This window comes from Pseudomonas sp. TAA207, assembly GCF_001529285.1.
GTDB lineage: Bacteria > Pseudomonadota > Gammaproteobacteria > Pseudomonadales > Pseudomonadaceae > Aquipseudomonas > Aquipseudomonas weihenstephanensis.
In genome coordinates this window covers 25,070-38,590 of record NZ_LLWJ01000045.1, presented here as the reverse complement: position 1 = coordinate 38,590, position 13,521 = coordinate 25,070, and the positions used below count along the sequence as shown (strand labels likewise).

Genomic DNA, 13,521 nt, shown 5'->3' with positions numbered 1-13,521 from the left:
TGCCCATGCGCCGTCAGGATCAAGCGACGATTATTCCGATTACCTCAGCCACACCGGGCAAAAAACCTGTCAGCAACCCGTTTGGTATCAACCTCATGCCGCAGACAGCCAGCAGTGATGAGACGCCAGAGATAAAACTCGAACCTGTGCGACAAGTGCCAGCCATCCGCCCGTTAGCAGACGTGGACTACACCCTCGAAGAGTTTTTGGCCGAGCAGAACAAGAACCGAAACTGGATGGATGAGTTGTAAAACTGCGCGAGGCCGTTGCTTAAAAGCAGTAGCCTCGCGAGGCCATGCCTGCGTTTTTGACTGAAGAGTCAGGGCGCCCCATGAACGTGCAAGGTTTACGTTCGAGATTACAAACTATCCGGATCACTAAAAAACTATAACCAGACTCCAAGACGGTAGTTTTAAGCCTGCTCACCGACTAAGGCTGTTATCTGCATTCGAACAAAAACTCGGCTCAGGGTAGGAGCCAAGTGCTGTTTGGGGTGGTGGACCGGATGCCGACTGCTTGGCACTGCTCCAGAATCGGCAGAATGTAGGTGATGTTGGTACGGCCCGGTTTGCCTTCTGCTCTGTAACGAGCCGCTTGGCAAAGTGGGCCGGCATTTTCGTAGGCATGGTTGGAGCGAATATTCACGGCTTGTGCTTGCCCGAAATGGTTGTTAGAGGCGAGGTAGTCCAACGTTTGCTGGAAAGCTGCCCGAGTCAGCGTCAACAGCGAGTCTTCCGATCCGGTCTGAATCACAACGCCATTGGCATCAACAGCCACGATACGAAAACGGGCACCTTGCGACGGTGTTTGCAGTTGCGCTCCTTGCAAGCGGCTGATCAATGCCCAAAGAGTGTTGTCGACTTGCGTGATGCGCTGCATGGAACAGTTCCTTAGTTGCTGAAGGGGGGTGAGTTTTACCATGAGACGAGTTATGGAACCTTGATCCCCAACGCATTCAGCGATGGCGTATCCATCCGGCCATTCACGGTGAGCCCAGTGTCCATTTGAAAGGCCATCAACGCACCACGTGTCGCTTTGCCCATCACCCCATCAATGGTGCCTTGGTAATACTGGCGTACCATCAGCGCGGTCTGCACACGGGTGACCAAGTTACTTTTCTGCTCATTGGTCGCTCGGCTCTTTGAAGCGCTGGAACTTGTCGCGCGGGGAGTTCCTGACGACTGATAAAGGCTGTTGCTGCTTGAGGCGCTGCTCGAAGTACTCGGCGCGCTGTAGCTTCGGGTAGTGGTAACGGGTGGGCTGTAATAGCGAGGTGCGCTATAGCCACCCGAGCCGCTGTAGTGAGAGCTGTGCGAACTGTGGGACCGGTGTGAACTGTGCGAGCGATGCGCCGCATAGATGTTAACGGTGTCTGGCGCATTGAGCGTATCGGCAAATACCGGAGGCAGTAGCTTGTCAGTGGGTTGCCAGTTCGTATCGGCGAGCGACAGATGGCCCGCCTGGGCCAAGGGAGTCCCTGCCATTGGCAGCAGGCTGATCCCACTGATCAGAACTTTCCAGCGGTCGAGCAATTTCACTGTGCACTCCTTGCATAGGCGCTGAAGGCCTCGGTCGATAGAGGTTGTACGCCTCGGCTCTGCCAGCGGTCGGTGTGGGATTTGAAGAAGCCGGAGCAATGTTTGACGGCTGCGCATTGCTGGCAAGTATCGATGAACAGGTTCTTCCAATCCGAGATGCTCTGGCGGCTGAAACGCGAGAGGTGAGCCGGGATCAGGCACAGGGGCAAGTTGTAGATCGAAACCGGCACTGCGCGGTTGAACAGGAAATACACGGCCTGGCTCAACGACTCCTGAAAGTCCAGCGGGTCAATCCACAGCTCTTCGTAGTGTTTTCTAGCCAAGCCGGTACTTTCGATACCCATAAGCGCAACATGCTGCACGAAGGGGAGGTTCCTAAACACGTAGTGGGCGAGCTCTGGCAAGCGTGGAGTGGTCAGGCGATTGAGGACCACGCGTATCTCGATGACCTGGTGGGCGCGTGCCAGGTTATAAAGACCTTGCAGGGTTTCGCTGAACGCGCCAGGCGCCTGTACCACATGATCATGGTCTGCGGCATTGTCGGCATACAACGGGATCCCCCAGCTCAACCGAGGGTGCCCAATGGCAGACAGCGCTACGATCCAACCCAGGTCTTGGAGCAGACGCCCGTTGCTGAGTACATGAATGGATTTGTGTGGCAAAACGGCTTTGCACTTGGCCAGAATTTCGAGCAGGCCGTCGCGATAAAGCGTTGGTTCCCCGCCACTGATTCCCAGATTCTCCTCGCCCGGGTCCATCAGGTCGATCAGCCGTAGATTCTCCTCAATGTGCCAACGGTCATCGATATCTTTAGGCGGCTGCGAGCACATCAGACAGAGGCTATTGCAACGATCGGTCATGAACAGCAAATTGCTGTCTGAGCCTCGTCGGTAGAGCACTCGCACTAACGTGTTGCCAGGTGTGATGGCAATGACATCGCCCGGCTGCACCACATTCGCATCTTTGGGGGAGTGCAGGTGTGGTCGCTCGCTGTCAAAGCCGCCGATCACTGGCTCCGGGACCAGGAATCCACCTACTGGTAATGAGAGAAGATGCGGGTTGCGTAACCGTTCTTCATTGGGTAGCCAAAGCAGCAGATCACCGAAATCAGCACTTGCGGCACAAACAGCCAGTCCTTGCTCGATGAACTCATCCACAGTGATGACCTTGAGCAGTTTGGGCTCATTCAGGTGATGGATTTGGAAGTGGGTATCTTTGCGTAGCATCGCCATCAGCCCCTGTAACCGGGGAACTGGACATCGTTGTAAGAGCGCCTGTTCAACCAAGACAGCAGCACCCTCTGGACTTCGTCGTCGCCATCATAAAGCAGGCCGAAGAGATGCTTGAGCAGCCCCATGTTCTTCTGACAGAAGCTGCTGAACACCCGGTGTCCGACCGGGTCAGCTTGGCGGGCATAGTGTTCGATGGGATCAGCACCACAGTACGGGACAAGCGCGCAGTCAGAGCAACCCGGCAGCGCCTCTGCTACACCACTGGCAAGCAACGCATTCATAACGGGCGATGCGAGTAATTGCGACAAGGGTTGCTGCACAGTGCCTAACCTCAAGCCGCCTTCACCCATCTCCAGCAACATTCGGGCTTCGTCCGAGGGATAGACATAACCGTCGTAGTTGTAAACCAGCACTGCAGTACCTGCGCCAACAGGGGAACGCAGATCTACATAGCCAGAGGAAAAGGGTGTGAGGATACTCTTCAGCAATAGGCTCGTATAACTCTCTGAGAGGTATACGCCCTGTTGGTTGATATGTAGCAGATAGGCCAGTGCCTTCTTGTAGAAAGCCAGGTATCGCTCAATAGGGTAATCAAGTCGATGGGCACTCTTGGTGGCAAACCCATAAGGGCTCAGAGGTCGAAGCGAGATGCTGGAAAAACCCAGGTTTACATACTCATCGATGATCGCTTCCGGCTGTTCGAGGCTTCTTGAAGTCAGTGTGGTCAGTGCGCAAACAGAATCATGGCCAAGGCGCTCACGGACCCACTGGATGCCTTTTACAGTGCGCTCGTAGGAATCTCGTGACGGGGTAGGGCGGTTGGCGTTGTGCAAGGACGCCGGCCCATCGAGCGAGGTCGAAAAATGGATGCGATGTTGTTCTGCGAAATCGAGTATTTCCTCCGTAAGGTGGTGCAGCGTGGTGGTGATGACGAACTGAATATCCCGTTGCTCGACCCTGTTGCGCTCAACAACCCATTCGACAATCTGGCGCACCCGTTTAAAAGCCAGCAGCGGCTCGCCACCCTGAAACTCCACAGTCAGGGCGGGAGCGTTCGATTCGAACAGGCGATCGACCGCGGCCTGTGCATCGGCTTGCGACAGGTCGTGACCTGAGCCTCCCTGAGGGGCCCGCGACACTTGGCAGTACTGGCAGGTATGGTTGCAGCGCAATGTAACCACGAACAAGTGCAGTGCAGGGCCCTGGAAGAGGAAGTCCTTGCGGCTGCGATACTGCGCGGCCATCTCCGGTAGCGGGTCGTGGCGGCCTGGTTCGTAGATGAAGTGGCGGGCCAGCAGATCCTGGTAGAAAGGAGTACCTGCTTGAACCTCGAAGTAACTGAGGGCTCGTAATTGCGCGTCGTTCACGCGTAAGTACTCTCCGGTATCGGAGGTGAGCAGGATGTCACGCTCATGTCCGGTGTCTAGGCGCATGAATCGCAACGGCAGCAAACGGTAGTGCTTGGCGTCTGTCGCAATCAGTGTCACTGGGAAATCCCACATCCAGCGAGCGCGGCCCGGGCCAGAACTTCGCGCAACCCCGCTGTTTCGCGGTGGATGTGATCGCGTAGAGCGAAGTCGTTCAGATGCCGAAGAATCAGCGAGTGAGCCAGCTCAGGGGAAAGCGTAAGCCTTGCTTCCACGCGGTGAGCCGTGAGGCTTATCTGATTGGTTTCAATACCGACCTGAATCGTGACAGTGTCGGCCAGGGAATAAGCAACACGTTGCACCACATTGAGCGGGTAGGCTGCGCTGTCGAGTTGTAGCGTGACGGGCCATGTCATAGGAACCGATCCTTCAAATCCATTGGGAACGCGGGGATTTTGCCGGTTGCCGGAGCATTGTGCCATCCTATTTTTTACATTTGCGCACACTTGTCCAGCCTGAGAGTGATGCGCTCACTATGCCTCTGCCATTGATGCGGGGGAGGACCGAGGGTTGCTATCTCTTAGTCCATCCTTAGCCACAGCGGCTCCTGCGGCATCCCAACCTCACGCATCTGCATCTGCCTGACGGAAGACGCCTAAAGGCTATCCGGATCCCCAAAAAACATTTGAATACGGGAGCGTAGCCAACGCTCCCCTGGATCGTTGTCTTGAGCACCGCGCCAGGCCATATGCAGTTCAAACGCAGGGGTGTCGAGCGGGGGATCTTCTGCGCGCACACCGCCCGCGGCGGTCAGGGCCTCAGCGGTGTAGTCCGGCACGGTGGCGAGAATGTCGGTGCCCGCCAGCAATGTACTTAAACCATTGAACTGGGGAACCGCCAGTACCACGTGCCGCTTGCGGCCGAGCTTCTCCAGTTCGGTGTCGATAAACCCGCTCAAATCGCCGGCGAATGAAACCAGCGCGTGCGGGCGGGCACAGAAATCATCCAGCGACAGTGCGCCAGGGACCGTGTCGGCCCGCAACAATTTGGGTTTACTGCGGCGCAACACTTTGCGCTTTGCATTGGCGGGCAGGTCACTGGTGTAACTGACACCCACCGATATCTCGCCCGACGCCAATAGGGGTGGCATCAGGATGTAGTTCACCCGTCGCACCACCAAAACGATACCCGGTGCTTCGGCACGTAAGCGTTTGAGCAGCATGGGTAGCAGCGCAAACTCCACGTCGTCCGACAAGCCAATGCGAAAGACCGACGTGCTGGTGGCCGGGTCAAACTCCGAAGCACGGCTGACAGCCGTAGAAATTGAGTCCAGTGCCGGTGAAAGCAGGGCGAAAATCTCAATCGCCCGTGCCGTTGGCTCCATGCTGCGGCCGGTGCGCACAAACAACGGGTCATCAAACAGACCGCGCAGGCGCGACAACGCTGCGCTGATCGCCGGTTGCCCCAGGAACAATTTCTCTGCGGCACGGGTCACACTGCGTTCATGCATCAAGGTTTCAAAGACGATCAGCAGGTTCAGATCGACGCGACGCAAGTCGTTACGGTTCATCTAGCAGGCTTCACAGGCGGGTCTACAGACAATGAGGTAACGGATCTTACGGTGATAGATGTCGAATCGTCACTGCCTAGATTGGCTTTCTTATTGCCTGATCCGATTTTCTTGCAACTGAAAACGCCTTCGAGCGTGGGTTGATCCGCTTGAATCTGTCTGCGGATCAATGTCAGGCATGTCGACTATTAATGCTGTCTGGTAGTCTTGCGCCCAAAGCCCCGATAAAGTCCTGGGGTATTAGCGATTTATTTGGCGAGGTTTGCAATGTCGCGCACGATCCGTTTTCACAAATTTGGCTCGGCCGAGGTGCTCAAGTGCGAAGAGCACGAGGTCGCTGCGCCTGCGTCTGATGAAGTGCAGGTGCGCGTCCAAGCCATAGGCATCAGTTGGTATGACGTGCTCTGGCGTCAGAACCTGGCGCCGTCGCAAGCCCGCTTGCCCGCAGGTCTTGGCCATGAAATGGCAGGCGTTGTCACGGCCGTGGGCGAAGATGTGACCGATTTGCAGGTCGGTGACAAGGTGGCCAGCTTTCCCGGCCAGAGCGCCAATGAATACCCCACGTACGGCGAGCAGATTGTCATGCCGCGCTCAGCACTCACGCGCTACCCGGATGTCTTGACGCCGGTTGAAGCCAGTGTGCATTACACGCCGTTACTGATCGCCTACTTCGCGTATGTCGATCTGGCGCGGGTCAAACCGGGGCAAACGGTATTGATCACCGACGCCAGCCATTGCTCTGGCCCCTCGTTCGTGCAATTGGGCAAAGCACTGGGGGTCAAGGTGATCGCGGCGACCAAATCGGCTGAGGAGCGCGACTATCTGTTGGGCCTGGGCGCCGACAAGGTGATCGTGACCGAAGAGCAGGACCTGCTGATGCAGATCAACAAGCTCACGGACAACCGGGGCGTGGACGTGGTATTTGACGGCCTGGGCGGCCCGCAAATGTCGGTATTGGGCGATGTGTTGGCCCCGCGTGGCAGCTTGATCCTCTACGGCTTGCAAGGCGGCAACCAAACGCCGTTTCCCGCCTGTGCCGCGTTCCAGAAAAACATTCAGTTCTACGTACACTGCATCGGCAACTTTACCGGCAAACCTGAACTGGGTATTGCGCAGGACGTCGAGGCCATGCAGCGCGCACTGCGCGATATCAATCAATTGACGGCAGATAAAATCTTGCGGCCGTTGGTGGTTCGGGTTTTCCCCTTTGACGAGTTTGTTGAGGCCCACCGCTACATGGACGACTGCCCATGCCGCGGGCGGGTAGCCTTGGCGCTTGAAGCTTGAAGCTTGAAGGCATTATTCCTTCGGTTTAAAAAACGCTGCTGAGCACTTTGTTCAGCGGCGTTTTTTCTGGGTCACACTTCAACCGCTTATACAACACTGATCACGCCCGTTTAAGAGGCCAACCGCCTACGTTTAATGAGGTTGGCGCGCACCGTCAATATTCCATCGTGTTAACCCGACGCCTCCAGCCAGACGAGAAAAGTTAAATGCTCGACTTGGCTTTTCATCGCAACATAAATACTGATAGTTTGTGAGTGGGCACTCATTTAATTATGAAGCTTGGCAATAACTATCTTATTGAATGTTTATTTGTAGGCTTATTCTTATGTAAATGTAATGCAGACCTTTAGCTTTTTGGCGAAATCAGAACACTTTAAGCGTCACTGACCAGGCCATTGAATAATAATTCGATATTACGGAGGCTTAACCAATGAGCACATTCCATGAACAAGCGATGAGCTTTGTTTATCAACAAGTCTTGCATCGACTGCTGGGTCTATTTAATCGTCACGAGCGCGTTGCACTGCAACTGTTGATCCAGCGCTTATTGGTCGCGGCAGGCGGTATCGAACGCATAGGGCACTTTCGAGTGATGGTGGTGCATGAAGGCGGCAAGGAAAGCGCTTATACACTGGCGTTTTTAAGGGCTGCACAGCTAAGCATCTCTGCGCGCGCGCCCGATACGTTCATCCTGCGCCTGGTCGTGCTGCGCCAGCCGCGACTCACCCCCTCGGTCATGACCCGCTTCCAAAGCCAGTGCAACGAGTTATTTTTGTATGACGACGGACGCGTTGAGTTGTTGCACGTTGACGAAAGCGGAGCACAAATCCTTAACCGCCACACGCAGCTCAATGAGCGTCCCCCTGAGCTGAACCGGATGCAAGTGCTGATGTCCGGGCATTTGAGCCAGGGCCAGGCGCGCGTAACGTTCTTGTATGCCGACTTGCTATCACGCGCCAAATTATTTCGTACGGCCTGCTTGTGGGGCAGCCCCGTCAGCGCGCTGATTGACAGACGCCCCCCGCAACATCTTGGCGAGTACGCACAATGGATGCTGCGCGTGGCCGAACATTTGGGGTATGTAAGGCCAACCGGTTACGGCAATGCAATCGCTGAGGCAGTCCATGTGTGCACCACACTGGATGACGACTTCAAATACCTGCTGTGCCAACAACCTCCTGCGGGCGAGGCGTATCAGCCAATGACAGGGAGCGGCATGGCAATCATCAATGTGTTTGATTGTTTGTCGCATGAGACCGAAGTGCTGAGTTCGCCCGCACTGCTCTTTACCGAAGGACCCTGGCCTGCCCAGACCTTTAATATTGAAGAGCCGCAGGTGGCAGTTATATTGATCGCCGCCCACGTTCAAGGGGTGCGCAGCCATTACCAGACCGGCAATGACTATTGCACCGGGGTCTGCCATTACTTGCAGAACATCAGTGCAGAGAACGCGTTAAATGAACGGTATAAAGGGCAACTGACAAAACTTATTTGCGCCACTTTCAATACGCCTAAAAGAATTCAGAAGTTACGCCTACAGATGGAACAGTACCTTAATGACATTCACGGCCTGACAAACGAGCAACTTAACTGCCTGATTGAATCGCCTTTTGTTGAACAAGGGGCAGGGCTAGTAGCGTTTTTGCAACGTCATTACCCCGACAAGTTGCAGTGGGCCAACGACCTCCATCATGCCTTGGGCGCACATGACGAGGCATGCGCGCGTCACTCGGCATGGCTGCAAAGCATCAGTGGTTTACCCTTGGGCTCACTGCAAGTGCTCTACACCATGCGCAAGGTCGATTGTGTCGCGGGGCAATCGCTGATCGACCTCATGTGCACGCACGACCCACACAAGGGTGTGCCTTGAACCACTGATCCAATAGGAGTTGCCAGGGCACCGGGCAAACTGCTATCTGTACGCCCATCCAGTACTTAAAGCCAGTGGTCCGCTCTGCCTGTGATCTCCAATCCCATAGAAGATACGTTTTACTACCTGAAGAATTTCCAGCATGTACTCGCCTGGATCAAATCGCGGTATGACGATGTACTGAGCCTTGATGAGCGGGTTTTCATCGAGCATTTCCTCCTGCTGCCCAGCGGCTCACAGGCTTTGTGGGTCCGACTGGTGATGCGCAAAGGCCAGCATTTTCGGGCGAGCAAACTCAGTTATCCGGAAATCGGTGACATCGAACGGGCCGCTGCACCCTTGCTCGAACTGGGCTGGATAGACGAGCACGCGGCACTGAGCATCGCAGAGGTGTTCGATGTACTGCAAAAAGCGGAAATACAGCACGCTTTCAGCGCTCACATCACGCACCCCAACGCTAAAAAAGCCGATTTGCTGGCCGCATTGAGTCAGCCATTGACCCACATTCAAAGCCTGTCGATGTGGTGCCCATCTCTCCAGGACACCCTGTACACGTTGACTAACCGCCCGTTGAGCGATCGCCTGCGCTTGATGTTCTTCGGCAATCTTAGCCAGGACTGGTCTGATTTGGTGCTGGCTGATCTGGGGCTGTTCACCTACGAAACGGTTGCGTTCAGCCCCGACTCGCGGGCATTGCGTTGCAGGGCGGACATTGAAGGGTATTTGCACCTGCATGCGTGTCGCGAGCAGCTCGAAGCCCCCGGTGACTTGGAACAGGTATTAGCCCAGTTGCTGGAATACCAGGCCCAAAGCCGCTGGTTGCAACGTCGCCGTTCACGTCTGCTGTTCCAACTGGGTCAACACCATGAACGGGCTTGCGATTACGCACGCGCATTGCAGATTTATCCTCACAGCCAACACCCACAAGCCCGGGGCCGTACGGTGCGTGTACTCGAGCAACTGGGTGAACATCAACAAGCCCTGGCCCTGGCACAGACCGGCGAACAAGCACCTTGCTCCGATGCCGAGCTTCAGCAGTTGCAGCGCATGATTCCACGCCTGCGACGCAAGCTGGGCATGAGCGCAGGGGTACGCGCCAAGCCTGCTGTTCCAGAGCGCCTTGACCTGCGTTTGGGGCGCGATGATCCAGGTTCTGTTGAGTCCAAAGTGGCTGCACACTTGCACACCCTCGATGCGCCGGTGCATTACGTGGAGAACACATTAATCAACAGCCTGTTCGGTTTACTGTGCTGGCCCGCTATTTTTGCGCCGTTGCCCGGTGCGTTTTTTCACCCCTACCAAAGTGGTCCCGCCGATTTGCTCGAAGAAGATTTCCACGAGCGGCGTTCAACTTTATTTGAAGCGGCGTTCGACCAACTGCAAGACGGGCGCTATCAACACACCATTCGTGACACCTACGCGCGCAAATTTGGCGTGCAATCGCCGTTCGTGGCCTGGGGCAGTCTCAGCGAGGCCTTACTTGAAGAGGCGCTGAGCTGCTTGCCACCTGAGCATTTGCAACTGTGGTTTCGCCGTTTACTGCTGGATATAAAGGCCAATCGGGCGGGCATGCCTGACCTGATTCAGTTTTGGCCCACACAACAGACCTACCGCATGATTGAGGTCAAAGGGCCGGGCGATCGCCTGCAAGACAACCAACTGCGTTGGCTGGCCTTTTGCGAGCAGCATCAAATGCCGGTGACGGTGTGCTACGTGCAATGGCAAGAAGGTGATGCGTGACTTACCGCATCGCCGTGCGGGCCTTGTGTGAGTTCACTGCCAAGTGTGGGGATCTGGATTTACGCTTTACTCCTTCGCCCAGCGCACAACAAGGCATTGCAGGGCATCGCACCGTGGCTGCGCGACGCAGCGCAGATTATCAAGCCGAACTCAGCCTCGAAGGTCAGTACGACAACTTGAACGTACGGGGCAGGGCAGACGGTTATGACCCCGCTGGCAATGTCCTGGAAGAGGTCAAGACCTATCGCGGTGACTTCAACGCCATCCCTGCCAACCATCGACACCTGCACTGGGCACAAGCACGGGTTTATGGCTGGCTTGTGTGCCAACACCTGAAACTGCCCGAGGTCAACCTGGCGCTGGTGTATTTCGACATCGTCAGCGAGCAGGAAACCCGCCTTCAAGAAACCTGGAGCGCTGCGCGACTGCAACAGTTCTTTAACCAGCAATGCCAGTTATTCCTCGCCTGGGCCGAGCAGGAAGTCGCCCACCGAGCCGCCCGTGACGACGCCGCCCGCGCGCTGAAGTTTCCCCATGCGCAGTTTCGTACCGGGCAGCGAGCGTTGGCCGAAGCCGTCTATAAAAGCGCCAGTACGGGCCGCTGCCTGATGGCGCAGGCCCCCACCGGCATCGGTAAAACCCTGGGCACGCTGTTCCCGTTGCTCAAAGCCATGCCCGCCCAGGCACTGGACAAACTGCTGTTTCTGACGGCCAAGACCCCGGGGCGCCAGTTGGCACTCGATGCTGCGCGGGTACTGTATCCAACAGGTTCGGCCCAAACATTGCGGGTACTGGAGCTGGTGGCGCGGGACAAGGCGTGCGAGTACCCGCAAAACGCCTGCAATGGCGATGCCTGCCCTTTGGCCAAGGGGTTTTATGATCGGTTGCCTGCAGCACGGCAGGCCGCGGTCCAGCAGGGGTGTCTGGATCAGGCCACCCTGCGGGATGTGGCGTTGGCCCATCAGGTGTGTCCGTATTACCTGAGCCAGGAAATGGCCCGCTGGGCAGATGTTGTCATTGCCGACTACAACTATTACTTCGACTTCAGCGCGCTGTTGTACAGTCTGGCGCAAGCCAACCAATGGCGCGTTGCAACCCTGATCGATGAAGCCCACAACCTGGTCGACCGTGCCCGGCAGATGTACAGCGCCCATCTGGACCAACAGCGCCTCAACGCTGTCCGGCACAATGCCCCCGCAGCACTCGATAAATCGTTCAAACGCCTGAACCGCGAATGGAATGCACTGCACAAAGAGCAAGTGGCGCCTTATCAGGCGCATTCACAACTGCCTGCCAAATGGTTGAACGCGTTGTCGGCCTGTATCAGTGCAATCGGTGATTACCTCAATGATCACCCACAAGGCATGACGGGCGAGTTGCAAGCGTTCTACTTTGAGGCCTTGCAGTTCAATCGAGTGGCAGAGCTGTTTGATCCGCACTTCATTTACGACCTCAGCCTGCGCGAGGTCGGCAAGCGGCGCACCTCACAACTCAACCTGCGCAATGTCGTGCCCGCTGCCTTTATTGGCCCGCGTCTGGCCAGTGCACACAGCAACGTACTGTTTTCTGCCACCCTCAGCCCGCGCCAGTACTACGCCCAACTGCTGGGTCTGGCTGGTGACACGGTGTGGATCGACGTTGAATCGCCCTTTGCGGCCCGGCAACTGTCAGTTAGGGTCATCAGCCAGATCTCTACGCGTTTTGCGCATCGCCAAGCCTCCGTAGCGCCGATTGTTGAGCTGTTCGCAACCCAGTTCCAACAGCAACACGGCAATTACCTGGCGTTTTTCAGCAGCTTTGATTACCTGCAACGCGTGGCCGGGCAACTGGCCGCCAGCCATCCGCAGATCCCGCAATGGCAGCAGTCAAGGCGCATGGATGAGGCGGCGCGCCAAGGGTTTCTCGATCAGTTCACTGACACGAGTCGAGGCATCGGGTTTGCCGTGTTGGGCGGTGCATTCGGCGAAGGCATTGACTTGCCCGGCGCTCGGCTGATTGGCGCTTTTGTCGCCACCTTGGGGTTGGCGCAATTTAACCCGGTCAATGAGCAGATCAAGCAGCGTATGGCCGGGCTGTTTGGCGCAGGTTATGACTACACCTACTTGTACCCTGGGCTGCAAAAAGTCGTACAAGCCGCCGGGCGAGTGATCCGCACCCAAAGTGACCAGGGCTCATTGTTCCTGATTGATGATCGCTTTGCCGAGCCAAAGGTGCAGCAGCTACTGCCCAAGTGGTGGCATGTGCAATGAACCGTCCACTGATCGGAAACCCCCGAAAACCGTCTCAAGGGCAATGTCATCGTAATATCACCGACTGATAAACTGCGCGCCGCTGAAAACCTGCCGCGTACCGCAGGTTGGCCCACTCGTAGTTGAGTACCTCGTTTGAAGCGTGCGTTTTTGCTTTATATAGCCTGCATGGCGATTGCCATGGCCGGTTTTTCCTGGATTTTCTTTACCCTTTATTCGTAGTGCGCAGCACTCGCCACGAAAACCTGCTCACGGTGGTGTGTCTGACGTATTGAGCTTGAATGGTGTTATGACGGCTACGCAGCCTGCGGGCGCTGCCAGGCGATAGCAGCGGCGCAAATACGCGGTCAATCGCGGAAGAAAACTTGCACCAAGTGGTAACCGAACTTGCTTTTCACGGGGCCGTGGATCACCCGCAGCGGCTTCTTGAAAATGATCTGGTCGATAATCCCCACCATTTGCCCCGGCCTTACTTCCCCCAAATCGCCCCCGCGCTTGCCCGAAGGGCAGGTGGAGAACTTTTTGGCCAGTACATCGAAGGCTTCGCCCTTGGCAATGCGTTGCTTGAGGGACTCGGCTTCTTCAGCCGTTTTCACCAGTATGTGGCGGGCTTGAGCTTTCATGGGGCGATTACCTTGCATCTGTAGGGCGTATTTCGAGGGCGCGGA

Annotated in this window: 11 protein-coding genes and 1 pseudogene; 5 read left to right on the top strand and 7 right to left on the bottom strand. The window is 56.3% G+C overall.

The annotated features are described in order from the left end of the window. Positions 1-251, top strand: a pseudogene (locus AP059_RS22405) (type VI lipase adapter Tla3 domain-containing protein); the annotation flags it as partial. Between the two features lie 214 nt (positions 252-465). Here the strand turns inward: AP059_RS22405 and AP059_RS01835 are convergent. From AP059_RS01835 to AP059_RS01810, 6 genes are all read right to left on the bottom strand, one after another. Continuing rightward, positions 466-879 carry a hypothetical protein gene (locus AP059_RS01835; RefSeq protein WP_059761615.1) on the bottom strand — a complete coding sequence of 138 codons (414 nt, stop codon included), beginning with the start codon at positions 877-879 and terminating at the stop codon, positions 466-468. A 50-nt stretch (positions 880-929) separates the two neighbouring features. Next, positions 930-1,538, bottom strand: a complete 609-nt coding sequence (hxsA, locus tag AP059_RS01830; protein WP_059761614.1) for a His-Xaa-Ser repeat protein HxsA — start codon at positions 1,536-1,538, stop codon at positions 930-932. Continuing rightward, positions 1,535-2,770, bottom strand: a complete 1,236-nt coding sequence (hxsC, locus tag AP059_RS01825) for a His-Xaa-Ser system radical SAM maturase HxsC (RefSeq protein ID WP_059761613.1) — start codon at positions 2,768-2,770, stop codon at positions 1,535-1,537. The genes hxsA and hxsC overlap by 4 nt, the downstream gene beginning before the upstream one ends. After that, a complete protein-coding gene (gene hxsB / locus AP059_RS01820; RefSeq protein ID WP_059761612.1) occupies positions 2,770-4,257 on the bottom strand; it encodes a His-Xaa-Ser system radical SAM maturase HxsB in 1,488 nt (495 codons plus the stop codon). The genes hxsC and hxsB overlap by 1 nt, the downstream gene beginning before the upstream one ends. Continuing rightward, on the bottom strand, positions 4,254-4,553 hold the full coding sequence (gene hxsD / locus AP059_RS01815; RefSeq protein ID WP_059761611.1) for a His-Xaa-Ser system protein HxsD: 300 nt from the start codon (positions 4,551-4,553) through the stop codon (positions 4,254-4,256). The genes hxsB and hxsD overlap by 4 nt, the downstream gene beginning before the upstream one ends. A 239-nt stretch (positions 4,554-4,792) precedes the next feature. Then, entirely contained in the window at positions 4,793-5,707 is a 915-nt protein-coding gene (locus AP059_RS01810; RefSeq protein WP_048364829.1) for a LysR family transcriptional regulator, read from the bottom strand. Between the two features lie 267 nt (positions 5,708-5,974). Here AP059_RS01810 and AP059_RS01805 point away from each other — a divergent pair, with 267 nt between their 5' ends. The 4 genes from AP059_RS01805 to AP059_RS01790 all read left to right on the top strand — a co-directional run bounded on the left by AP059_RS01805 (position 5,975) and on the right by AP059_RS01790 (position 12,853). Further along, entirely contained in the window at positions 5,975-6,994 is a 1,020-nt protein-coding gene (locus AP059_RS01805) for a zinc-dependent alcohol dehydrogenase family protein (RefSeq protein ID WP_059761610.1), read from the top strand. A 430-nt stretch (positions 6,995-7,424) separates the two neighbouring features. Further along, positions 7,425-8,864, top strand: a complete 1,440-nt coding sequence (locus tag AP059_RS01800) for a hypothetical protein (RefSeq protein ID WP_059761609.1) — start codon at positions 7,425-7,427, stop codon at positions 8,862-8,864. Positions 8,865-8,954: 90 nt separating this feature from the next. Beyond that, positions 8,955-10,604 carry a VRR-NUC domain-containing protein gene (locus tag AP059_RS01795; protein ID WP_059761608.1) on the top strand — a complete coding sequence of 550 codons (1,650 nt, stop codon included), beginning with the start codon at positions 8,955-8,957 and terminating at the stop codon, positions 10,602-10,604. Continuing rightward, a complete protein-coding gene (locus tag AP059_RS01790; protein WP_059761607.1) occupies positions 10,601-12,853 on the top strand; it encodes an ATP-dependent DNA helicase in 2,253 nt (750 codons plus the stop codon). Before AP059_RS01795 ends, AP059_RS01790 begins: the two co-directional genes overlap by 4 nt. Before the next feature lie 347 nt (positions 12,854-13,200). Here the strand turns inward: AP059_RS01790 and AP059_RS01785 are convergent, their stop codons facing one another. Next, the gene (locus AP059_RS01785; protein ID WP_048364834.1) at positions 13,201-13,476 is read right to left on the bottom strand and encodes a peptidylprolyl isomerase; all 276 of its coding nucleotides are present in this window, start codon (positions 13,474-13,476) and stop codon (positions 13,201-13,203) included. Between the last annotated feature and the right edge of the window lie 45 nt (positions 13,477-13,521).